20 protein-coding genes and 1 riboswitch are annotated in these 21,988 nt (G+C 54.1%); of the genes, 13 read left to right on the top strand and 7 right to left on the bottom strand.

Features of this window, described 5'->3' with window-relative positions; translation table 11 throughout:
- The first annotated feature begins 119 nt into the window (after positions 1-119).
- The 6 genes from IDH45_RS27840 to IDH45_RS27815 all read left to right on the top strand — a co-directional run bounded on the left by IDH45_RS27840 (position 120) and on the right by IDH45_RS27815 (position 5,616).
- On the top strand, positions 120-938 hold the full coding sequence (locus tag IDH45_RS27840; RefSeq protein WP_190931422.1) for a phytanoyl-CoA dioxygenase family protein: 819 nt from the start codon (positions 120-122) through the stop codon (positions 936-938).
- A 246-nt stretch (positions 939-1,184) separates the two neighbouring features.
- On the top strand, positions 1,185-1,826 hold the full coding sequence (locus IDH45_RS27835; RefSeq protein WP_190931421.1) for a hypothetical protein: 642 nt from the start codon (positions 1,185-1,187) through the stop codon (positions 1,824-1,826).
- A complete protein-coding gene (locus tag IDH45_RS27830) occupies positions 1,819-2,346 on the top strand; it encodes an accessory gene regulator ArgB-like protein (RefSeq protein ID WP_190931420.1) in 528 nt (175 codons plus the stop codon). The genes IDH45_RS27835 and IDH45_RS27830 overlap by 8 nt, the downstream gene beginning before the upstream one ends.
- Positions 2,265-2,462 carry a cyclic lactone autoinducer peptide gene (locus IDH45_RS35125; RefSeq protein ID WP_317891305.1) on the top strand — a complete coding sequence of 66 codons (198 nt, stop codon included), beginning with the start codon at positions 2,265-2,267 and terminating at the stop codon, positions 2,460-2,462. Before IDH45_RS27830 ends, IDH45_RS35125 begins: the two co-directional genes overlap by 82 nt.
- A 61-nt stretch (positions 2,463-2,523) precedes the next feature.
- The gene (locus tag IDH45_RS27820) at positions 2,524-2,910 is read left to right on the top strand and encodes a LytTR family transcriptional regulator DNA-binding domain-containing protein (protein WP_190931418.1); all 387 of its coding nucleotides are present in this window, start codon (positions 2,524-2,526) and stop codon (positions 2,908-2,910) included.
- Positions 2,911-3,051: 141 nt separating this feature from the next.
- Entirely contained in the window at positions 3,052-5,616 is a 2,565-nt protein-coding gene (locus IDH45_RS27815) for an S-layer homology domain-containing protein (protein ID WP_190931417.1), read from the top strand.
- 97 nt (positions 5,617-5,713) lie between these two features.
- Here IDH45_RS27815 and IDH45_RS27810 read toward each other — a convergent pair whose 3' ends face one another.
- Positions 5,714-6,562 carry a helix-turn-helix domain-containing protein gene (locus tag IDH45_RS27810; RefSeq protein WP_190931416.1) on the bottom strand — a complete coding sequence of 283 codons (849 nt, stop codon included), beginning with the start codon at positions 6,560-6,562 and terminating at the stop codon, positions 5,714-5,716.
- 194 nt (positions 6,563-6,756) lie between these two features.
- On the opposite strand from IDH45_RS27810, the gene IDH45_RS27805 reads away from it, so the two are divergent.
- The 4 genes from IDH45_RS27805 to IDH45_RS27790 all read left to right on the top strand — a co-directional run bounded on the left by IDH45_RS27805 (position 6,757) and on the right by IDH45_RS27790 (position 12,273).
- Positions 6,757-8,073, top strand: a complete 1,317-nt coding sequence (locus tag IDH45_RS27805; protein WP_190931415.1) for an ABC transporter substrate-binding protein — start codon at positions 6,757-6,759, stop codon at positions 8,071-8,073.
- A 153-nt stretch (positions 8,074-8,226) separates the two neighbouring features.
- Complete coding sequence (locus IDH45_RS27800; RefSeq protein ID WP_190931414.1) at positions 8,227-10,686, top strand: sialidase family protein; 2,460 nt, start codon at positions 8,227-8,229, stop codon at positions 10,684-10,686.
- Positions 10,687-10,833: 147 nt separating this feature from the next.
- A complete protein-coding gene (locus IDH45_RS27795) occupies positions 10,834-11,703 on the top strand; it encodes a 5'-3' exonuclease (protein WP_190931413.1) in 870 nt (289 codons plus the stop codon).
- Positions 11,704-11,802: 99 nt separating this feature from the next.
- Entirely contained in the window at positions 11,803-12,273 is a 471-nt protein-coding gene (locus tag IDH45_RS27790) for a GNAT family N-acetyltransferase (protein ID WP_190931412.1), read from the top strand.
- A gap of 333 nt (positions 12,274-12,606) precedes the next feature.
- Here the strand turns inward: IDH45_RS27790 and IDH45_RS27785 are convergent, their stop codons facing one another.
- On the bottom strand, positions 12,607-13,383 hold the full coding sequence (locus tag IDH45_RS27785; protein WP_190931411.1) for a helix-turn-helix transcriptional regulator: 777 nt from the start codon (positions 13,381-13,383) through the stop codon (positions 12,607-12,609).
- Between the two features lie 141 nt (positions 13,384-13,524).
- On the opposite strand from IDH45_RS27785, the gene IDH45_RS27780 reads away from it, so the two are divergent.
- Positions 13,525-14,448: a nucleoside hydrolase gene (locus IDH45_RS27780; RefSeq protein WP_317891304.1), complete on the top strand. Its 924-nt coding sequence runs from the start codon at positions 13,525-13,527 to the stop codon at positions 14,446-14,448.
- A 384-nt stretch (positions 14,449-14,832) separates the two neighbouring features.
- Here IDH45_RS27780 and IDH45_RS27775 read toward each other — a convergent pair whose 3' ends face one another.
- From IDH45_RS27775 to IDH45_RS27765, 4 genes are all read right to left on the bottom strand, one after another.
- Entirely contained in the window at positions 14,833-15,132 is a 300-nt protein-coding gene (locus IDH45_RS27775) for a hypothetical protein (protein WP_190931410.1), read from the bottom strand.
- Between the two features lie 379 nt (positions 15,133-15,511).
- Positions 15,512-15,646, bottom strand: coding sequence for a hypothetical protein (locus IDH45_RS34810; protein WP_263364873.1), 135 nt, complete (start codon positions 15,644-15,646; stop codon positions 15,512-15,514).
- A gap of 64 nt (positions 15,647-15,710) precedes the next feature.
- Entirely contained in the window at positions 15,711-16,010 is a 300-nt protein-coding gene (locus IDH45_RS27770) for a DUF3055 domain-containing protein (protein ID WP_190931409.1), read from the bottom strand.
- A 314-nt stretch (positions 16,011-16,324) separates the two neighbouring features.
- Complete coding sequence (locus IDH45_RS27765; protein ID WP_190931408.1) at positions 16,325-17,683, bottom strand: TrkH family potassium uptake protein; 1,359 nt, start codon at positions 17,681-17,683, stop codon at positions 16,325-16,327.
- Positions 17,684-17,888: 205 nt separating this feature from the next.
- Between IDH45_RS27765 and IDH45_RS27760 the strand changes: the two genes are divergently transcribed.
- Positions 17,889-18,920 (top strand): HRDC domain-containing protein, encoded by a 1,032-nt coding sequence (locus tag IDH45_RS27760; RefSeq protein WP_190931407.1) that lies wholly within the window; start codon positions 17,889-17,891, stop codon positions 18,918-18,920.
- A 108-nt stretch (positions 18,921-19,028) separates the two neighbouring features.
- On the opposite strand, the gene corA is transcribed toward IDH45_RS27760, so the two are convergent.
- A complete protein-coding gene (gene corA / locus IDH45_RS27755) occupies positions 19,029-19,964 on the bottom strand; it encodes a magnesium/cobalt transporter CorA (RefSeq protein WP_190931406.1) in 936 nt (311 codons plus the stop codon).
- 702 nt (positions 19,965-20,666) lie between these two features.
- A riboswitch (SAM riboswitch) is annotated at positions 20,667-20,792 on the top strand.
- Positions 20,793-21,006: 214 nt separating this feature from the next.
- On the opposite strand from corA, the gene metA reads away from it, so the two are divergent.
- Positions 21,007-21,963: a homoserine O-acetyltransferase MetA gene (metA, locus tag IDH45_RS27750; protein WP_190931405.1), complete on the top strand. Its 957-nt coding sequence runs from the start codon at positions 21,007-21,009 to the stop codon at positions 21,961-21,963.
- Positions 21,964-21,988: the final 25 nt, after the last annotated feature.

Here is a 21,988-nt window from a genome sequence, read left to right as displayed (position 1 = left end):
GTTAGGCGGCAATATGGAATAATTGCAAATGATCGGTGGGACAGTTGCAAATACACCGGAGCTGTTCTGCTATAAGCTTAGCGTGTACGGATATTCGATGTAAAGCGGGTGGGGAAGCGATGTTAACGGAAGCGCAGCTGGCGGAATTTGAAACGAACGGTTATTTGAAAGGAGCCGTCATTCTAAGCGACGACGAGGTGGAGCGGCTTCGAGAGGAATTGGACCTGGTCATCGAGGGCAAAACGGTCAGGCGCCCTGTCCTGAACCATAACATGCTCGGGAAGACGTCTCTGTACGATAACATGAAGATGAGCGTCAACGAGAAAGTCGTTCAAATCGTCAACATTTGGATGGCGAGCGATTTGTTTTTCCGGCATGCTTGTCATCCGGTGCTTACGGAGGAAATCGCCCAGCTGTGCAAAACCGGTACGGTCCGCATCTGGCACGATCAGGTCCAGTATAAGCCGCCGGTATCCGGAGGCCCGACGGGCTGGCATCAGGATCATCCGCTGTGGCCGATCATCCAGCCTGCGGATCTTGTCAGCGCCTGGGTTGCGCTCGACGATGCCGTTATCGAGAACGGCTGCATGTGGATGGTGCCGGGAAGTCACAAGTGGGGCAATCATATGAAGCATCTGGCCAGCACGAAGGAGTTCAAGCCGTACCATAAGCAGCCGGAGCTGCTGCCCCCGGACGCCGTGATCCAAGCCGTTCCGTTCGAGATCAAGAAGGGACAGGTCGGCTACCACCACTGCCTGACCTGGCACGGCAGTCCGCATAACCGCTCGCAGATGAAGCGAAGAGCGATCGCGGTGCATTATATGCCCGGCCATACCCGGTATGAGCCCGCTGCGGGTCATGTCATGCACGAGTACGTCGAGGTGAAGCCGAGAGAGATATTGGCCGGCGAGCATTTTCCGGTCGTATATAGCAAATAAATAGATAGCCGAAATATCCCTGGGATCGGGTACATGTCGAACTGCGACTTCGTACCCGGTCTTTTTGGGCGTTCTGTAGCTGCAAAGGAGGCGATGACGACAAAATATTGACAATATTATTATGAAAATGACAGTAAAATACCAAAAATTAACTTTAAAAATGGAAGATTAAGGAGTATAATGAAAGCGAATTCACATGACGATAAATTCATATAATGGGAAATGATTCCGATAGGGGCAGTCCATATGGAAGTTATGCGGTTTCTACTTTTTTCGTCGCTGGAATGGCTTGCTCTGTTTATACTGACATTTGCGATGTTTAAGTTTCCGTACCGCGGGTTTTGGGGTCAAATTATTTTATGTTCGGTTCTGCTATCATTCCTCTCTTACGTTCTATTTGACGTGTTGCACTTACGTCCGCTGGCGCCTATTATTCAACTTCCTCTAGTAATCATCTGTACATGGCAAGTATTTCGTGTCCATCTTTTCTATGCGGCACTAATGACTACTTATGGTTACAATGGGTATGCTTTTATTCAAATTTTGTTCATCGTTGTTATGAAAGGTGCGGGTCTTACCTTTCAAGAGTTAATATCCACACCGTATTTTTCGATTCTCCAAAATGCAACAATAGTTGTGACTTTACTTATAGGCTGGTTTGTTCACAAACGTAGGCTCGGATTTTCGTTTATCCCGGATTTTGAGTTAGTACGTGTCAAGTTTCGTGGCATCAATCTCTGGTTACTGGTATTGATAATTTTAGGTAATATTCAATTCGCAACTTATAGTTTTCTCGCAACAAAAAGTACAGAAGCATTTCTAGTTTCAACAATAGTTCTTATGCTGTTGCTCTATTTCGCTCGTAAGAAGGAGTTTTCTTATGATTGAAGCTTTAGCTGGGAAGATTGCAAACAAGATCAAAAGGGCCGATGAACAAAACACAGCACATGTCGAAGTTTTGAAGTACGGGCTAATCATAGTTATTAATTATGCACTCCCTGTTGTGGCTTCTCTTACAATAGGATGGATTACAAATCAATTTTCCGGAACTTTGTTTTCTGTATTGGCATTTACATTACTTCGATTGGCGTCAGGAGGATTTCATTTTAAGTCAGCCAATGTTTGTACAGTAGTTTCAATCCTTATCATTTCGATTCCGCCACATGTCTCTCTGTCAGATCACTGGATAACGATATGCACAGCAGTTAGCCTTCTGCTTATCTTCATACTTGCACCTGCTAATATACGAGGATATGCACGAATGCCAGAGAAGTATTTCCCAATTATGAAAATTGTTTCAGTTCTTATTGTTGGATCAAATCTTTTATGGCATTCATCAATTCTGGCTATCGTGTTTATAGTGCAAGGGGTCTTGTTGCTGCCGCTAAGAAGGGAGGTGAAGTCATGAGGTCCATTATTGCAAGAGGAGTATCGTTTGTTCTTGAAAGAATTTCGGTTTATTTTGTACAGACAGCCTCTCCTGCTGTAACTCACCGTCCTGAAGTACCAGAGCAATTGAAATAGTAGTCTTCATCGGCTGCCCAACTCCATGTCGGGCAGCCAATTCTCTTAACGGAGCGAATCTATGATCTATCCTGTAACGAAAGATCCCGCGAATGCCGGTGAAATCATATATCTGGATATAAAGGACGTTGTCTTTGTCGAGAGCGACAATCGTAGCGTTATTTTTCATACGATCGACGGGACATTCTATCCGTTAATTCCGAAAATCATTACGCTGGAATCGCATCTGGTCCCGATCGGATTTCGCAAGCTGGACCGGACGAATCTGGTGAATATCCATAAAATACGAGGGTTCGATGAGCATCGGGCGGTCGTTTTTTTTGAGCCTGAATTTACAAATAACAGTAAATTTGCAACAATCTCGAATTTCGAGAAAAATCAAGTCCGCAAACAGCTCCGGGAGTGGATCGAGACGAACAACAAGGAAGCTTCGGACCCTTCCTCCTAGGCTGTGCCTACTCCAAACCAGAACCAACCCCTTTGTTCCTATTCTGTTCAAATGTAATAGGAAATAATTTACCATAAAATATAATATCGTCATATGACAAAATCGTGACATCTGCCGGGCGGTGCGGAAGGTTACTTCTATGTGAAGGTGACGAACACCGACTCGAGCGCTACCGGAAGACAGACGGAAACGGCCGTGAGCGACGTTGTCAAGATCACGGTCATTCCGGTTCCGAAAGCGGCGAATGCCGCCGGGAACAGCTTGACGGCTTCCCGGACGACCGTATGGGCAGGAGAGACGGTTATGCTGCAGGCGACCGGCGATCGTCAGGATATGCCGGGAACGACGGCCGGCGACGAACGTTACATTCCGACAGGCTGGTCGTCGACGGACGGTACGTCCGGAACGTTCTATTTGAACGCCAACCGCTATCTGGTTTCCTATACGACCGGATCAGACGGCAATCATACCATGACTGCGGCCTTTCAGAAGCAAACGTGGAACGGATCGGCATGGACGCATGCAGCCGGTTCGACCGATTCGAAGACGGCCGGCATCACGGTGAACGCGTTACCGACCTATACAATCGAGGCGATTGGCAACCAGACGGCTGAGGTATTGAAGCAAGGCTATACCGCCGGCACGCAGGAGAGCAAAGCGATCGGGATCACGAACACCGGCAACGCGAATTTGGTCAATCTCCGTGCGGTGTTCAGCGGCGGGAACAGCAGCGATTTTGTACTCACACAGCCTGCATCGACGCTGAATAGCGGAGCGTCCACCAGCTTTACGGTGCAAGCCAAGGACGGTTTGGCGGCAGGCACGTATACGGCAACGGTTACCGTTATGGCGAACAGTATGACGAATGTGACGTTTACCGTCACCCAGCAGGTGAACCCGGATACGCCGGCGGCGCCGACGGGCGTTCAGGCTGTTGCCGGTGACGGGCAAGCCACTCTTACCTTTACTCCTCCAACGGACGACGGGGGCAGCGCCATTACCGGGTATGAGGTAATCGTATCGCCGGGAGGACGTATCGTAACGGGAGCTTCCAGCCCGATTACGATCACGGGTTTGTCCAACGATACGAGCTATACGTTTGCGGTCCGGGCATTGAATAGCGCAGGTGAAGGTACGCTTTCGGCCGCATCCAATGCTGTCGTGCCGACTTCGTCTTCCAGTGAAGAAAGTCCGGCTCAGGAGGAGACCGTTACATCCGTTACGCCTCCGGTCGAGGAGCCGAAAGGGAAGGGAGCGACGATCCTTGTCAACGGCAAGCCGGAACAGGCGGGTATCGTAGAGACTACGGTTCGTAACGGTCAGACCGTTCTAACGATAACGCTTGATCCGAAAAGTCTGGAGAACAAGCTGACGACGGAACAACGGCCGATCATCACCCTATCCGTGGACGGGAAGCCAGGAGTGGTCATCGGCGAACTGAACGGCCAATTGGTGAAAACGTTAGAGCAGCGGCAGGCCGTAATCGAGATCCGAACCGGCCGGACGACGTATATCCTGCCTGTGGAACGTCTCGGTATCGATGCCCTGTCGGCCGGGATCGGGAAGACGGTTGCTCTGGAGGACATCCGGATTCAGATCGAGATTTCCGAGCCTGCGGCGGAGATGCTGCGAGTTGTGGAAGCGGCGGCCGCTCAAGGAGGCTTCCATCTGGTACTGCCGCCGATCGACTATACGATCAGAGCCGTACATGGTGACAGCTCGATCCCGGTATCGTCCTTCGACGCGTATGTGGAGCGGCAGATTGCCCTGCCTGACGGCGTCGACCCGAATAAGATCACTACGGCAGTCGTTATCGGCCCGGATGGAACGGTACGTCACGTGCCTACCCGAATCGTGGTGAAGGACGGCAAGTATTATGCGGTGATCCGCAGCTTGACCAACAGCACCTATGCGCTGATCTGGAATCCGCTGGAGTTCGAGGACGCGGCCAACCATTGGGCGATAGCTGCGGTCAACGATATGGGGTCGCGGTTGATCGTGAGCGGAGTCGGCGGCAACCGGTTTCGTCCGGATCAAGATATTACGCGTGCGGAGTTTGCCGCTATCATGGTCCGGGGGCTGGGAATGGAGCAAGGCAAGGATGGCGCATCCTTTACAGATGTAAATGCAGCTTCGTGGTACAGCGATGCGGTTCAGACGGCATACGGGTACGGTCTGATTAGCGGATTCGAAGACGGTTCGTTCCGCCCGGACGACAAGATCACACGGGAACAAGCGATGGTCATGATTGCGAAAGCGATGGAACTTACCGGTCTAGCCGAACCGGTTGCGTCCGCCGATCCGGAGCAGCTGCTGAAGCCATTCATCGATACAGAGGATGTGTCGGAATGGGCGAGAAGCAGGGTTGCAGCCGGATTGCAATCGGGAATCGTGACCGGCAGAGACGGCTGCCTGTTGGCGCCTCAGGTTTATCTCCAAAGCGGAGGCGGCTGTTATTGTTCGGCGGCTTCTGCAGAAATCCGAATTAATCGACTAAAGCTCCAAAAGAGGTATCCCGCAACCAGCTATGGTTTTGGGGTACCTCTTTTTTTCTATCTTATTACCAACAAGCTGCCTCTTGCGCAGGGTCCTATAGTCTTTGGTAATGGCCTGCTTGTCACTCCGATTCGGCCTAATCGGAGATATCAATATGCAGCAAAACCGAATCAATCCGGCAGAAGAAAGCGGCTGAAGAAACAACTATAATGACCCTAGACAGTCGGTGACGCCATAAGCGGCGGCGATGAGCAAAGTCTGGGGCACGTAAAAAAGGAGGAGATGCAGTTACAACAATCTCAGCGGTTCATATCTGTTGCTTGTTTCTTCTGTAGACATTGGGGGACATTCCGTATTGCTTGCAAAACAACGTATAGAAGTAGCTCAGGGAGTTGAAGCCGATGTCGAAACAAATCGCGGCGATCTCGTCCGTGCTGACCGTTAGCCTACTCGCTGCAGCCCGAAGCCGTCTTTCATTGATCCACTCCGTCGGCGTTTTACCGATGTGCTTTTTCATCGTGCGGCACAGATGCTCCGTGCTGACGGGGGACAATCGCTGCATTCTCGTCAGTCCTTCGGCAAGACTGTTCTCGTTGTCCATCTCCTCCAGCAATTCAGAGAGCCATCTCGGCCCTGTCATGTCCGTCTGCTCCATCTGCGGGTAGAAGAAACGGAGCAGCATCTCCATCAGGAAGGCTCGGACCGGAGTCGTATCGGTGGATGGGGAATGGGTGAGCAGCGCGACCGTTCGTTTGTACAAGCCGAGCGTCTGCTCTATATCCTCGGGCGACACGGATAACATCGGAGGCAACGGGGACTCATTCAACCGCTCCGATTTGAAGCCCGAGCCGAGATAATCGAAAGCGTGCATGATGGTGCTCGCACGGAAATTGACGTTCATGTAGCAAATGTCGCCGCTTCCGTTTTTCTCGAAGCTGTGAACGTCATGCGGTCTGACGAAGGTCAGGGTCCCCGCCGGAAGCACCTGTCTGATGTTGTTGACGACGTGCGTGACGGTGCCGGCTGCAACCAAGAAAATTTCGTAGAAATCGTGAGTATGCGGAATCGACCAGTAACCGAATCTGGGCGGCAAGGCGAAGCGGGCGTCTTCATAAGGCTCCATAATGTGCTGTGTGTGTAAAGTAAGAATGGACATACGGTCCCCCCTTGTTACAAGATCACGTTCCATTTATTCCGATTATATGGAACGGTTACCTGCAATTCAACTGTTTTCAAAGTGCTCTGTAAGCGTTGTCCTCCGTTGCCGTGCGGCGGAACAGACCATTCGCACCGTGATCTCTTCATGGCAAGGATGGTGCTAACTGAAAAGTAAAGGGGAGAATCTCAATAATGTCTTTTGTAAAAACCGTATTCGTTTCCTGCTTCGCCGCCCTGCTGATTCTGGCCGCGACGGGCTGCTCCAGTTCCGGAAAGGGGACGAACGATCCATCCGTCCAGACAAATGAGGCGGCAAAGCCGGTCACCTTGACTATGTATTTCAAATGCTTTGCCGTAAGCGACGACGATTTTGCCCGGGATTTCGCCGGTCCTGTCTCCCGAAAATATCCGCATATTACTCTTCAGAAGATCGACTGTACGGACGCCAACCAGTTCAATCAGATGATCGTCGCGAAGGAGTTGCCGGATATTATCGACGATGGTATTACGAATATACCGATCCTGCTCGATATGGATGTGCCAACCGATTTGAACGAGCTGGTCCGCAAGTACGAATTCGAGCTTGGTGCGATTACGCCGCAAATATTGCAATTTTTCAAGCAGTTTGGACAGAACGGGGAGTTGTACAGTCTGCCGAGAACGCAAAACGTATTCGCCACCTACTATAACAAAGACCTGTTCGACAAGTTCGGCGTGGCCTATCCGGTCGACGGCATGACCTGGGATCAATATATCGAGCTGGCGAAGAGGCTGACCGTCGTTGAGAGGGATAGCCGCTACTACGGCTTGCAGATGGGCTATTTCAACCGGCTGCAAACCCAGCTGTCGCTCCCTTTCACCGATCCGGCTACAGGCAAGGCGCTGATCCAGCAGCATGAGGGCTGGCGCAGCATGTTTAGCGTCTTTCAGACCATCTTCAGCATACCGAACAATCGTCCGCCAGCCGCAGGCGTGCTGTATCATGGGTTGAACCGGTTTACGAAGGACCGTAATGTCGCGATTTTACCCGACATCTTCATCGGTCAGGCGATGGATCAATTCAACAAAGAAGGCATCGGCTGGGATATCGCCTCCTTCCCCGTTTTCGCCGACAAGCCCAAGACGGGCATCGGCGTGTTCGCCAACGGCTTCGTCATTCCGAAGACGAGCAAGCACAAGGAAGAAGCGTTCCAGGCAATCGCACACCTGCTGTCGCCGGAGGTTCAGGCCGAAGCGACCCGAAACGGGAATATGACGGTACTGGACCGCAAGGATATCAAGCAGAATTTTCTGGAAAACTCTGCGGTCTACCGCGGCAAAAACATTCCGGCGTTTTATTACAATAACGTAGCCGAGCCGTATATTACTACGAAATATGATCTGGTCGCCTCCAACGCGTACACCGAGGCGCTGCGCCAATTCATCTTCGGCAGTAAAGACCTGAACACCGTACTGCGCGAGGCGGAAGAGACGGCGAACAAGGCAATCGCATCCGAAAGGGCTAAGTAGGCCGTGAAACGGGGACCGGGCCTTCGACTGGTCGTGCTCGTGGCGCTGGTTGCGTTGATCCTGGTGTGTGGCACCGTATGGTTCTACAGGCTGACAGCCAATCCCTCCGTCTCCCGGACGGACCCCACTCCCTATCAAAAGGAGGCAAACGATATGAAAGACCGAACAGCTGATTACGCCAACATGCTGGTGTCGGAAGTGAACGAGATGAAAGCAAGTACCCGCATCTTTCTAAGCTCACCCAGTCTGCTGCGGCTGGACGATGGCAGCTTGCTCGTTTCCCACGATTATTCCGGACCGAATTCGCCTCATCGCAAAACGTCGGTGTATCGTTCGACCGACAACGGCCGGACGTGGGAGCATCTCGTTATGTTGGACGGCATTTACTGGGCCAGCCTGTTTGCGCACGCGGGAAGCGTCTACTTGCTCGGGACGTCCGGCCCGCTCGAATCGATCGTCATCCGCAAAAGCGACGACAGGGGAACGTCCTGGACGACGGCTGACGATGCAAGCAGCGGTCTGCTGTTTCCGGGCGGCAGCACCGGCTCCTCGGCTTACCATACGGCCCCCACGCCTGTCCTGCGGGCGAATGGCCGCCTGTATAAAGCGTTCGAGAGCAACAAGCCTTACGTTTGGCCGCAAAATTTCAAGGCGCTGGTCATCTCCGCCCCCGAGCACGCTGACTTGCTTGATGCGGCAAGCTGGACAAAAACGAACGAGCTTGCCTTCAATCCGGCCTGGCTGCCGCCAGCTTGGTCGGCCAGCCGGCCCGGATGGCTGGAGGGCAACATGGTGCAGGCACCGAACGGAGATATTCTGAACGTGATTCGTCTCAATTCCGAACCTGTCGTGGATAAGGCGGCTGTCATCCATCTATCCTCGGACAACGCCAGCATCAGCTTCGATCCTGCCGAAGGATTCATCGATTTTCCCGGCGGCATGCACAAATTCACCATACGCTACGATGCGGAGAGCCAGTTGTATGCCGCACTTGTCAACGACAACAGTTACCCGTTCGCCGTTCAGCAGCGCAACCGGCTGTCGCTGTATACGTCGTCCGACCTGCTTCACTGGAACTTCGCCAAGCTGCTGATCCGTGACGATTCGCAGCTGCCGGTCCCCTACTCGATCGCGAAGGTCGGCTTTCAGTACGCGGATTGGCACTGGGACGGCGACGATATTATCTTTGTCGCCCGCACCTCCTATGACGGTGCAGACACGTACCATAACGCTAACCGGATCACGTTCCATCGGCTGAAGAATGCGCGGTATGCTTTGGATTTGCCGCACGGCTATTGGAAATTCGACGATATAACGGGCACGGCCGCTACGGACAGCTCGACGTACGAGGCGCACGGAACGGTTCAGGGGGCGGCTTGGACGGATGGCTACCGGAACGGTGGGCTTCATTTCGACGGCCTGGATGACCATGTGCTTTTGCCCGATACGCTGGTGACGAATTTGCAGGGGGCGCCGGCCGTTACGATCGCAGGCTGGTTTCGAAACGACAGTCTGCCCCCGCCCGGGCAGACGGGCAACTGGCTGCTCGGCGTCCCTGTCGGGCAGACATCGGCCGGGGCCGAAGTATGGATGGTCGGAAACCGGATACGCGTAGGAGGAAGGAGCACGCCGAACGAGGACTATAAGTACGCGGACTTTCCGTTCTCGATCTCCGGAGAGTGGCATCACGCTGCCGGGGTGATCGATTATGAGCATAATGTGATCCGGCTGTATCTGGACGGAATCGAGCAGAAGCCGCTGTCCGGCAAGACACCGGTATTCGGCAGCCGCTCCTTCGCGCCGCAAACGCCCGGATATGCTTCTACGATCGGCAGCAGCCCGTTCGGCGGCGGGTTTTTCGCAGGGGCGCTTGACGAGATGAGCATTTACGGCAGAGCCCTCGACCCGCGCGAAATCCGGCATCTTGTCTATGACGGACTGGCGGGCTATTGGCCGCTGGATGGAGCGGCGACGGGCCTGCATTCCGATCTTTCCCGCTTCGGCAATGACGCTAAACGGATGGGCGGTGCCGGTATCCCGGGCTACCCGGAACGCGGAGTGAGACTGGACGGCGTCATGGACTACGCCGCTCTTGGCTACAAGCCGTCCGCCGGGCTGAACGGCGCCCCTGCTATTACGATCGCCGGCTGGTTCCGTGACGGAAACGTAGCCGATTCGAACCCGAAGTGGCTGTTCGGCACTCGGATTCACGGCGCAACCGCAGGCGCGGAAATGACCTTGACGGCAACAGCCATCCGCGTTGCTGGCAGAAGCGATAGCGCGGACAGTTTCCAGACGAAATCGTTCCCGTACGTCCGCGATTCGGAATGGCATCATGCCGTCGGCATTCTCGACTTCGCAGGCAATGCGATCCGGCTGTATGTGGACGGCGTCGAGCTGTCGCCGTCAGACGGCGGTTCCGTCTCATTCCGCAGCCGTGCGTACAAGCGGCTCGTGCCTTCGCAAGCGGACTCGATCGGCCGTAGCCCCGGCGATAACGGATATTTCGGGGGCGAGTTGGGCCACTTCTTCGTCTTCGGCAAGACACTGTCGCTGAAGGAAATCGAATTGATGTATCAAACCCAGAAGCGACGCTTCTACGAAGTACCTTGAGGCGTGTACCGTTTTCCAGCGGCATCCCACTATCGGGAATGTCTAAATCCATATCTTTATAGATCGCGCAGTCAATGTTTCCTTTACCCTGCCTGCCAGTGTGCTATAATTGGCGAGAGTGCTAGTGGGACAAGGAGAGTTGAGAGAATGACCGATCGTAAAGTGCTGCTGGTCGACGGCATGGCGTTATTGTTTCGGGCCTATTATGCCAGCTCGTACAGCGGTTATATTAAGCGGACAAGTGCCGGATTGCCGACCAATGCCGTGCACGGATTCGTCAAATATTTGATGGATGCCGTCAAGCGGTTCCGCCCGACGCATGTCGTCTGCTGCTGGGATATGGGGAGTACTACATTTCGAACTGAACAATACGAGGCGTACAAAGGCAACCGCGAGGCTCCTCCGGAAGATTTGATTCCGCAATTCGATCTCGTGAAGGAAGTCGTGGACAGCTTCGGCGTACCGAATGTCGGCCTGCACGGTTATGAAGCGGACGATTGCATCGGGACGCTGGCCCAGCATTATGCGGACGACCAGACGCATGTTTTCGTCCTGACCGGCGATCACGACCTGCTGCAGGTTGTCTCCGAACGGGTTCACGTCGTCATTATGAAGAAGGGCGCGTCCAACTATGCGGTGTACGATCTGGCCGGGCTTCTCGAAGAGCGGGGCTTGACGCCGCGGCAGATCATCGAGCTGAAAGGCTTGACGGGCGACACCAGCGACAACTACCCGGGCGTCAAAGGGATCGGGGAGAAGACGGCGCTGAAGCTGCTCGCGGAATACGGCGATATTGACGGGATTTTGGCCAATCTCGCGGCTGTATCGGCCAGCATCCGGGGCAAAATCGAAGCATCGCTCGACATGCTGCACCTGTGCCGGGATCTGGCGACGATCCGCTGCGACGTGCCGGTTAGCTGCCCGATCGACTCGTGCCTCTGGGCGCCGGATTTCCACCGGCTGCGCGCCAAGTTCGAGGAGCTGGAGTTTAAAGGACTCGCCCAGCAAATCGGCTAGATGATCTTGCAACGGGCTTCATTCCAAGCTACACTACGATAAGATCGTTTACGAGTTGGCAGAATCGCTATTTTCCATCACACAGGAGGAATAAAACCGATGCCGGATATGCTTGTCAAATTGTACGACCTTCCTGAGAAAACAACGATTATCAATCAGCTGGCCGAGTCCGGAATCGTTATCCGCCGCGGTTTGGCCCCGGAGAAGCATATCGTCAAGGCGTGGGTGCTGAAGACGTTCCGGGCGCATTGGGAGAGCGAAGTCGACGTGGCGTTCTCGCGTTCGCCGGTTTCCTGCTTTATCGCGACGAAGGACGACAAGGTCGTCGGCTTTGGCTGCTACGAAGCGACCTGCAAAAACTACTTCGGCCCGACCGGCGTAGACCCGGAGATGAGAGGACAAGGCGTAGGCAAAGCGCTGCTGCTGGCGTGCATGCACGCTCTGCATGACGAAGGCTACGCGTATGCGATCATCGGCGGCGCGGGTCCGACCGAATTTTACAACAAGACGATTGGGGCGATCCCGATCGAAGGTTCGGTTCCGGGGGCCTATCGGGGAATGCTTAGGTAAACTCGGGAGTAGAACGGATAAAAGCAGTTGGGCGATGAGGTTCGCTCAGCTGCTTTTTTGGTTGAATTTGTTAGGGTCCGTTGTTCCGGCGTAGAGGGCGATATAATCTTCCGTCCAGACTACGACTCCATTTATTTGGAATTCAACTTACTTACGATCAGATGCGAGGTAATTATAGACAGAAAGATGCAAATGGGCTCCAATTCGTCTGAAATTCCTTTGAATGTTAAAGTGTTAATCACCATATACAGAAGAAATGACAAACTGATAAGTCCTACGAGGTAAAGCACTTTTTCTTTACTCATAGTCTGCCGCCCCGATCCGCGCATCCTATCATACCAAGCTCCGCAAAGTAGACCGATACCAGTTTTGCCGGAACGTGCGGGGAGTTTCGCCGATCTCCCGCTTGAAGATCGTGCAGAACTGCGCATCGTTCGAGAATCCGCACTCCATGGCGATGGAGGTGATCGACAGCTCCGTATGCCGCAGCAGGCTGCGCGCCTTCTCCAGCCGTTTGCTCATCAAATAATGGACCGGCGAGACGCCGAACTTTTTCTTGAACAAGTGACGGAAGTGGTGGTAGCTGTATCCAGCTATATCGGCGAGCTCCTCCACCGTTATTTTCTGATTGAAATTTTCGTCCATAAAGGTGCGGGCATACAGCAGATTGTCGTCGGGACGGTTCAATTCGCCGGTCGTCACGGACCGGAGATGTTCGATTACGATCTCGCTTGTCCGCAAATTGAGCTTCTGGGCGAAGTAGACGTGCTTCTCCTGCATCTCCCCCCTCATATTGTGCAGCAGACTCAGGAGCGCGCGGTCCGGGTGATCCTGAAACAATCCCTGCTGGAGCGGGGGAAGCTCCCGGCTCTCGGTACTGAAGCCGATATAGATCACTTCGGTTTCCTCGATCCTTCTCTCGTCATGAGGCATACCCGGAGGGATCAGCGTATAGGTGTTCGGCTTGTACCGGTAATCGACCTCGCCCAGACGCGTTGAGCCTGCACCCGACACATAATAGACGAGCTCGTAGCACCGATGCCGATGGATCGGCATGTAGCTGTCCGCCTCCCGCATGCCGTGAAAAATAAAATCCATTTGTGCGAGCATAGGACGTTCCTCCTTCCGATTCCAGGCGAGATAGCCAAATCGTATAAACAATGCGCCGAATCGTGAAAAACTATGAAGCTGCCGCTGGTGTAAGATGGATGTGGGTTGTAAGGTATAGGCAACACCAAGGGAGGAAAAACAGTGATCGATTATCCGAAATTGACTCAAGAGCAGCGGCTGCAGCGGCTGACTCATCCGAAGCGCAAGGTGAGGATGGTGCTGGACACCGATACGTATAACGAAATCGATGACCAGTTCGCCGTCGTCTACGCGATGAAATCGCCGAATCAGCTGCAGGTGGAAGCGATGTACGCAGCGCCGTTCCACAACGTTTTGTCGGAAGGGCCGGGGGACGGGATGGAGAAAAGCTACCAGGAGCTGCTGAAGATCGCATCCCATCTCCCCGAAATGTCCGGACTCCCGATCTATCGCGGATCGACAGCGTACTTGCCGGGTCCGGAAACTCCGGTGGACAGCGAAGCGGCCCGGGATCTGGTGGCACGGGCGATGGCGAGCTCCGAAGACGACCCGCTGTATGTTGCGGCGATCGGAGCGATCACGAATGTCGCGTCCGCCATCCTGATGGAGCCTCGTATTATCGGTAAAATCGTTGTCGTATGGCTCGGAGGTCATGCCCTGCATTGGCCGAACACCCGGGAGTTTAATATGCACCAGGACCTGCACGCGTCCCGCATCGTCCTGAACAGCGGCGTCCCGCTCGTGCTCGTTCCCTGCAAAGGCGTAGCGTCCCATCTGCAAACGACGCTGTCGGAAGTAAGGGACTACGTGAAGGATCAGGGAGCGATCGGCCAGTACCTGTACGAGACGTTCGAGCACTGCAGTCCGAACCACTTCGGCTACTCCCGCGTCATCTGGGATATCTCGGCCATCGCTTTTCTGATCAACGAGACTTGGCTGCCCAGCGATCTGGTGCACAGTCCGCTGTTGTCCGAAGACTGCCGCTGGAGCTTTGACGCGTCCCGGCACTTTATCCGTTACGTCCATTATATTCACAGGGACCGGGTTTTCCAAGATTTGTTTCGGAAGCTGAAGGAATCCCACTAACCATCAGGAGGCTATGGAGGCATGTCCAAACTAACCTTTACGAAGATGGCGTGGACGATGGACATCCAGCTCGCTTACAGCCGGGACGAGTGAGTGTGTGCCGTTTACGGGCGACAGCATCGCCGCCAAAGTAGAGTGGAAGGGAAAGCCCGACTTGAGCAAGCTCGAACGCGAGGTTATTCGAGTCAAGGTGCGGGCGCGGAATGCCAAACTGTATTCGTTCTTTTTTCCGAATGGGGAGCATACGGGCGAGTATTGGAATTTTGTCTCGATCCGTTGCAGTTTGATTTGTAGACGGCTTCGCAGATCGGGCGAAATCGAGTCAACGGCTGGTCGCTGATGCGGGAGCCGCTCGAGGCTGTCGGCAGCCAAGCCGATGACGGGTTATTCGTCCGCCGCCGGGTCGTCATGCGTATCATGCTGGCCGGGGTAGCCTCCGCGGTCCACCCCTTCGTGCAGGAGGCGGTTTTCGTAGGTGAAGGCGCTTTGCGTACGCTGGTCTCTGCGCCAAGGCGAGCTTTTGCCCAGCGATTCGGTCAGCAGATCGGCCCCGTACGGGCCTTCGGGAAACTCCTCGGCGCTCAGATCGTTGCGCTGCGATTCGACAGTGGCCAGATCCCGGTATTGACGCGGACGCTCCGTAACGAATCCGTTCTCTACCGGCTTGTTATCTTCTTCGGACATAACAAATCCCTCCTCGTACACAGGTTACTTCCAGTGTGCCTCGGGAGGGTGTTTTTTATGTGCTTGGGACTGGCGGGCTCAGGCAGTCGGTTGTCAGTTGACCGGCTGTCGGCCGATAGTGCTGCGTTCTGTCGGGATAAGAGCGGTAGCGGTGGGCGGTGGGTCTGCGGCCAAACTCGAATTAGTGGATGTTTGGAGCTCTTATTTCTCGCTGGGGGCGGACTTTTGGGAAAATAGAAGCGGTTTGCAGCTTCTATTTGACCGGGCATTGCTCGAAACTGCCTCCAATCGGCCAAATAAGAGCTGCAAACATCACCTATTAGTCATTTTTCCTGTTTATACGCAAAATAACTGCTACAAAAAGCTCTTATTTACTTGGTCAGTGTATCGCAACGCCAGCCCGGCCGCACCTCCGCCCCCAGCGCTCCGCACACTCGGTCTTCGCCCGGATCGCAAAAAAGGCCGGAAGCAGCAGCGTTTCCACTTCTGCCGTCCGGCCTTCTTTATCCAGCATGCCCGGAGGAGGCCCCGGTTCCTTCCCGAGCTAGTGCCTCTAAGCCAGTTGCTGCGACTTCAACCTAGATATCGGTAAAGTTGATCATCCCGACCACTTCCACGAGGAAATCGCGAAGGTCTTCCGCGTCCTCCTCGGACAGCTTGTAGATATGCTCCAAGTAACCGGGTTCGTCCAGATCGTCGGGACCGATGATCGCCGTTTTGCCGGACTGGATATCGGTGATGAGCTGTTTGCCGTAGAATCGGCTGGTTGTCGTAATGGCCAGATCGAAGCGCTGCATCGAAGGCGAGATGAAGCAGACGAACCGGGTTTTGGTGTCCTCGGAATGGTCGTATAAGAAATCGAATGAGTTCGCGGACATGCGGACCTCCGTTATCGTATTTGTCGTACTTCGATTATACATGAACCCCCACCTTCCGGCAAAAAAAGACGAGCCGGCCTGTCCCTCCAAGGCTCGTCCCCAAAATCCCCGGCAGCGGCAGGATATCCAACTGCACCGCACCAGGCTCGTCCCGCCAGATTCTGCCGAATGGCTGCCTGCTCCCGCTTGCTGGCTTTTGCTAACGCTTGATTTAGCAAGCTGCCGCCCAATCCGCGCACTCCCGCTTGATTGGATTGCGACAAACGGCCGCGCCTTGCCGCGCGGGTTACGCCGGTTTCCCGCTCACGCCCTGATTAGCCGATAATGAGATCCTCTTTCGGATACCGGTACTTCTCCTTCGGTTTCTTGGAGCGGAACATATACAGCAGGACGAGGATGCCGATCCGCCCGATAAACATAAGCAGCGCGATCAGCAGCTTGCCCGGATTCGACAATTCCGACGTAATCCCGGTGGACAGACCCGACGTTCCGAAGGCGGAACAGATTTCGAAAATAATTTTGTTCAGCGAAAAATGCTGACGCTCCAGCGCATCGAGAATCATAATACTGCCGATGACCAGCATCGTGCCGGCGCTGAAGACGACGAAGCTTTTCGTCACGTCATCCTGACCGATCGACCGCTTGAATACCCGCACCTCGTTGCGTCCGAGCGCGTACGTAAACAGCGTAAGCAGGATGACGGCGAACGTCGTCGTCCGAATGCCTCCCCCGACGCTCGAAGGGCTAGCCCCGATGAACATCAGAATGGACAGCAGAAACTGGGTCGGGGTAGCGAATTCGGTCACGTCCATCGTAGCGAGACCTCCGCTTCGCGTCGAAACGGAATTAAACAGCGAGTAAAACAGCTTCTCGTGCCAGGCCATGCCGACGAAGGACACGCTGCTCTCGATAATCCAGATGCCGGCCGTCCCGGCGACGATCAGGAGCAGGAACATTGACACGGTCACTTTCGTATACAGCGAGAACCGGAATCCTTTGCGCCGGATCAAATATTCCCGAAACTCGATCAGCACCGGGAAACCGATCGCCCCGAGAAAGAGCAGCAGCATCGTAATCGCTTGTACGAAGTAGTCGTCGCTGAACGATTTCATCGAATCCCCGAACAGATCGAAGCCGGCATTCGTATACGAGGAGATGGAGTGGAACAATCCTACGTAAAAGGAATGGACCCAGCCCTCGGTATAACCGGCCAGGCGGAAATAAATGCCCAGAATGACCGTGCCCACCGCTTCGAACATCAGAGCCAGCATCAGCACCGCTTGCATAAGCTGGACGAGCCCCGCCAGATTGTACCGGTTCTGGTCGAGCATGATCAGCCTCCGGTGGGTCAGCGTAATGCTCCGGCCGAGGATGATATATAGAAATGTACCCAGCGTCATGATGCCGATTCCGCCGAACTGCAGGATGGCCATAAGGACGAAGGTGCCGAATGTGCTGAACGTATCGGCTGTGCTTACTACGGTCAGCCCGGTGACGCTGATCCCGCTTGCTGCCGTGAATAAAGCGTCCATGGGCGATAAGCGGACTCCCGGCTTCAAGCTGATCGGCAGCATCAGAAGCAAGGTGGAGACGACCGTCGCAGCCAAGTAACAAACGATGATAAATTGCGCAGGTGTTAAACCGGACAATCGCCGGCCGGCCCATTTTTTCATTGTGCGACCTCCAGTATTTCCAATAACGTTCATTGTACTATATTTGCAGACAAATGCCATCATTTGCCGAATGACACTCTTGTAAAATTAGGGTGAATATGGTAATATGAAAGCGAATTGAATAGACGGCCGGAGGAAGCACCTCTTCTACTTTTACGTGGAAGGGGTGCTTTTTGTTGTGCCGTATAATGAAGGGGGAACTGGGATGAACCTCGTTTTTTTGAACAGCTTTGAGAAAGTAACGGAGCTGGAAGGCATCGTAAGCGCACAAGTGTCGATCGCGGAGGAGTTCGGGGAGTGGCGGGTATGGTGGCATGAGAAGGGAGACCAGACGATCCCGTTCCAGGAAAGCTGGTATACTGGGATGGCATGGGACGAGATGATCGGCGAGTTCCGGAGACGGATCGGGGAGAAGCGGCGCGACGGATACCGTCCGCTGATCGAGCCTGATGAGGGGCGTCAGCAGACGTACGGCGGACGTTCGGTCTTTGTTCGCAAGCTGGAGCTGTACGGAGAGAGACACTCCGACCCTGAACTGTACGAGTCGCTTCGCAAGTGGCGGAGCAAGCAGGCGGCCAGCGAAGGGAAATCGGCCTTCATCGTGGCGTCCAACCGGATGCTGGCGATGATCAGCGCGTTCCTTCCGCAGACGGCGGAGGAGCTGCAGCACATCCCGGGTTTCGGCGAACAAAAGTCGGCCATGTACGGAGAGCACGTGCTTGCGCTGACTGCCGGATTGGCTCGCACTACCTCTTTCCCGTTGGACTGGGTCGATGAGGCGATTGGCGTTCAGGAAGTGGAGCAGTGGATGCAGGAGCGCCAGGAGGAGCGGAGAAAAGGGGAACAAGCGAAGAAGGAATTGAAGCAAACGCTGCTGCAATCCGTAGCCGAAGGGAAAACGTTAAGCGAGCTGGAGCCGCTCGTCTCCTTAAGCCGGAGGGAGCTGATGACCCGGATCGAGGATCTGGATAAGGAAGGGTATGAGATGGAGCCGCTGATCGAAGCCGAGCTTGCCGCCGTGCCGGCGGACGTCGTGGAACAAGCATGGCAGCTGTTCGATTCTTCGGGCGACCGTTACTTGCGGCCGGTGCTGAAGCGTCTGTACGATGAGAAGTCGCTGGATGACGAAGCGCTCAGCCGGGCCTACGAGTGGCTTCGCCTGCTCCGGCTCCGTTACCGGAAGACGAAGAGCGGCGCTGTCAAGGAGGAGGAAGCCGCAGCCGAACAGACCGCCTGAATGAAAATGAAGCGGCTTACTTATTAAAAAAAACCGTCCGGTCCTCAAAACGGGCCCCGGGCGGTCTTGTTTCCTGCTTTCGCTGCCTGCTGACAGCGGGAAGGACGTTCAGAACCAGTCCTTCTTTTTGAAAATGAAAACCATCGACGAGCCGACGGCCAGCATACCTGCCAGCACGATGTAATAAGCATAAGGCGATTTCAGCTCAGGCATGTACTCGAAGTTCATCCCGTATATACCGGTAATAATTGTTAACGGCATAAAGATCGTCGTCAGCGCCGTGAAAATCCGCATGATTTCGTTCGCCCGGTTGGACAGGCTCGACTGGTAAGCTTCTCGCAAGTTGCCCATCAGATCGCGGAATGTCTCGAACGTCTCGGTGATTTTTACGGCGTTTTCGTGGATATCCCCGAAATATTTCTGCAGTTGGTCGTCGATCAGGCGAAGCTCCTTGCGGTTCAGCGCCCAGATGACATCCCTTTGCGGAGCGAGCATTTTTTTGAGCCATAATATTTCGCTGCGCAGTCCGATAATTTCGTTAAGATGCGTTTTTTTCGTATGCATGAGGATATCTTCCTCAAGCGATTCGATCTTCGCTTCGATCCGGTCTCCGACGATAAAGTAGTTGTCGACGACCATATCGACCAGATGATACAGGAATCGGTCGGGCGAATTGACTTCCTCCTCCCACAAGACCGGCTTGATCGAGCGGATTTCGTTTATTTTTTGCCGGGTGACGGTGATGATGGCATGTTTGAACAAGTAGATGTTCAAGGCGCGCAGAAAAATCTCCTCATCGTCATACCGGATGCTATTAATAACGATAAAATAGTGCGAGTCGTACAATTCGATTTTGGGCCGCTGCTCCTCTTCGATCAAGCTGTCTTCGACGGCCAGATCATGCAGTTGAAAGAGCGGCTGGAGAATTTCCAGATCCTCGACGTTGGCATCGATCCAATAAAAGCCGTTAGCCGGCGGGATCAAGGCTGTAGCGATATCTTCAATTTGAGTAAACAATCCGTTTTGCACCAGACGTACCTTCATCTGTCTCACCCCATTAGCAGTGTTCCCCGGTTTGCGGGTTGTCACCATGCAGCTTGCCTGAAAACGTCAAAAAGACATCGGTCGCAGGTGCGGGCGGGAGCAAGCTGCAGAAGAAGCAGCACTTTCCGCGTCCGCTGCGGACGCCATGCCAAATAAAGACGGTTGCCGGCAATGCAGGCCGTTAATTCTCAGAAATGGCCAACAAGACGCAGCAAACGAACTGCTTTAGCTGCTCGGAAGCGACAGGGGTACGTCCGGAAACGGTCCGGGCGTCTACCGAAGCAATCGACACATCGGCGCAAGAGCCGACTGCCGCTTCGAGCTATTCAGTTGATTCGTTGTCGGTCCGGGTCGGTCCACGTCCATGCGTCGTTCACCCCTTTGGCGGTAATTGGATTCCGTCGGGGAATCCTTGTCTAGTATAACGCTATGATCGTCCAAGGCACAAGATGCAACGTGCGGGAATGGACGCTTTTTGTGCAAGCCGGCCGGAGTACCGTGATCTGATCGGTTTTCGAAGGCTGGCTCCAGGCTGGCCGACTTTAAGCTTATACAGTGTATGGCGCCGGATCGGAGGCGGTGCTACGCCGTGCCTGGCTGTCCGCTAATGCCGCGGTTGGGGGATTAGCAAGGAACGTCTTGACGAAATGCGTGCGATCGGATACATTAGTACTATGTAACCATAACCAAATAGCTTTGAAACTCTTATCAAGAGTAGGTGGAGGGACCAGCCCTATGAAGCCCGGCAACCGACAGATCCGTCAGCAGACGGGGACGCACGGTGCTAATTCTTGCGGGAACATGTTTGATGTTTCTGGGAGATGAGAGAGGACATGCGAGCACTTGCGAAACGGTGGCCTTTCTTCATCACGAAGAAAGGCCTTTTTATCGTTGCGGGAAAGCAGTCTTTGCCAAGCCGGATGGCGAGGAATTACGCTTTTACCGCGACGATCCGGATCTTTCGCAAAGCATCGACCGTTGCTGCTTCGTTCACCCGTCTCTCGATCGGAAGTTACTTACTATTCATGAAGGAGTGATCGGAATGCCCATCAAAATACCTGACCATCTGCCGGCTAAAGAAGTGCTGATCGAGGAGAACATATTCGTGATGGACGAAAGCGTGGCGTTTCAGCAGGACATCCGGCCATTGAAAATAGCGATACTCAATCTGATGCCGACGAAGGAGACGACCGAAACGCAAATTTTGCGGTTGATCGGCAACACGCCGCTCCAGGTCGAATTCGTTCTGCTGCATCCGAAAACCCATACATCCAAAAATACGAGCGCCGAGCATCTCGAGACATTTTACAAAACGTTCGACGACGTGAAGGGCGACTACTTCGACGGCATGATTATTACCGGCGCACCGGTCGAGCAGCTTGATTTCGAAGACGTGAACTACTGGTCCGAACTGCAGCAAATTATGGAATGGACCAAGACGAACGTCACTTCGACCATGTATATTTGTTGGGCTTCGCAAGCCGGACTGTACCACCATTTCGGGGTGCCGAAATATCCGGTCGACCACAAGGTGTTCGGGGTATTCCCGCACACGACCAGCGCGAAACACGTGAAGCTGCTGCGCGGCTTCGACGAGCTGTTTTTCGTCCCCCAATCGCGCCATACGGAAGTGCGCAAGGAAGATATCGAGAAGGTGCCGGAGCTGGATATTTTGTCCGAATCGGAGGAAGCGGGCATTTATCTGGTCGCGACCAAAGACGGCAAACATATTTTTGTAACGGGCCATTCCGAATACGACTCCTGTACGTTAAAATGGGAGTATGACCGCGACGTGGCCAAAGGGCTGGAGATCGAGGTGCCTAGAAACTATTTCCCGAAAGACGATCCGACGCGCGAACCGCTGGTCACCTGGAGAGCTCATGCCAACCTGCTGTTCTCGAACTGGCTCAACTACTACGTGTACCAGGAAACGCCGTATGACCTGAGCGCGCTCCAAGGCCGCCATTCGGACGAGGAACGGATAGCTTCCCGGGCCTAAGCCGAGAGCGGACGCACCGAACGAA

The organism is Paenibacillus oceani (assembly GCF_014705615.1).
In the GTDB taxonomy this organism is placed as follows: domain Bacteria; phylum Bacillota; class Bacilli; order Paenibacillales; family NBRC-103111; genus Paenibacillus_AB; species Paenibacillus_AB oceani.
Note: the sequence above shows the minus strand (reverse complement) of the source record. Positions and strands in the feature narration are given on the sequence as shown.

What these genes read in the sequence shown, in the direction of transcription:
- IDH45_RS27840 (WP_190931422.1), top strand. Translation starts at nt 120, where the DNA reads ATGTTAACGGAAGCGCAGCTGGCGGAATTTGAAACGAACGGTTATTTG.
- IDH45_RS27835 (WP_190931421.1), top strand. Translation starts at nt 1,185, where the DNA reads ATGGAAGTTATGCGGTTTCTACTTTTTTCGTCGCTGGAATGGCTTGCT.
- IDH45_RS27830 (WP_190931420.1), top strand. Translation starts at nt 1,819, where the DNA reads ATGATTGAAGCTTTAGCTGGGAAGATTGCAAACAAGATCAAAAGGGCC.
- IDH45_RS35125 (WP_317891305.1), top strand. Translation starts at nt 2,265, where the DNA reads ATGGCATTCATCAATTCTGGCTATCGTGTTTATAGTGCAAGGGGTCTT.
- IDH45_RS27820 (WP_190931418.1), top strand. Translation starts at nt 2,524, where the DNA reads ATGATCTATCCTGTAACGAAAGATCCCGCGAATGCCGGTGAAATCATA.
- IDH45_RS27810 (WP_190931416.1), bottom strand. Translation starts at nt 6,562, where the DNA reads ATGTCCATTCTTACTTTACACACACAGCACATTATGGAGCCTTATGAA.
- IDH45_RS27805 (WP_190931415.1), top strand. Translation starts at nt 6,757, where the DNA reads ATGTCTTTTGTAAAAACCGTATTCGTTTCCTGCTTCGCCGCCCTGCTG.
- IDH45_RS27800 (WP_190931414.1), top strand. Translation starts at nt 8,227, where the DNA reads ATGAAAGACCGAACAGCTGATTACGCCAACATGCTGGTGTCGGAAGTG.
- IDH45_RS27795 (WP_190931413.1), top strand. Translation starts at nt 10,834, where the DNA reads ATGACCGATCGTAAAGTGCTGCTGGTCGACGGCATGGCGTTATTGTTT.
- IDH45_RS27790 (WP_190931412.1), top strand. Translation starts at nt 11,803, where the DNA reads ATGCCGGATATGCTTGTCAAATTGTACGACCTTCCTGAGAAAACAACG.
- IDH45_RS27785 (WP_190931411.1), bottom strand. Translation starts at nt 13,383, where the DNA reads ATGCTCGCACAAATGGATTTTATTTTTCACGGCATGCGGGAGGCGGAC.
- IDH45_RS27775 (WP_190931410.1), bottom strand. Translation starts at nt 15,132, where the DNA reads ATGTCCGAAGAAGATAACAAGCCGGTAGAGAACGGATTCGTTACGGAG.
- IDH45_RS34810 (WP_263364873.1), bottom strand. Translation starts at nt 15,646, where the DNA reads ATGCTGGATAAAGAAGGCCGGACGGCAGAAGTGGAAACGCTGCTGCTT.
- IDH45_RS27770 (WP_190931409.1), bottom strand. Translation starts at nt 16,010, where the DNA reads ATGTCCGCGAACTCATTCGATTTCTTATACGACCATTCCGAGGACACC.
- IDH45_RS27765 (WP_190931408.1), bottom strand. Translation starts at nt 17,683, where the DNA reads ATGAAAAAATGGGCCGGCCGGCGATTGTCCGGTTTAACACCTGCGCAA.
- IDH45_RS27760 (WP_190931407.1), top strand. Translation starts at nt 17,889, where the DNA reads ATGAACCTCGTTTTTTTGAACAGCTTTGAGAAAGTAACGGAGCTGGAA.
- corA (WP_190931406.1), bottom strand. Translation starts at nt 19,964, where the DNA reads ATGAAGGTACGTCTGGTGCAAAACGGATTGTTTACTCAAATTGAAGAT.
- metA (WP_190931405.1), top strand. Translation starts at nt 21,007, where the DNA reads ATGCCCATCAAAATACCTGACCATCTGCCGGCTAAAGAAGTGCTGATC.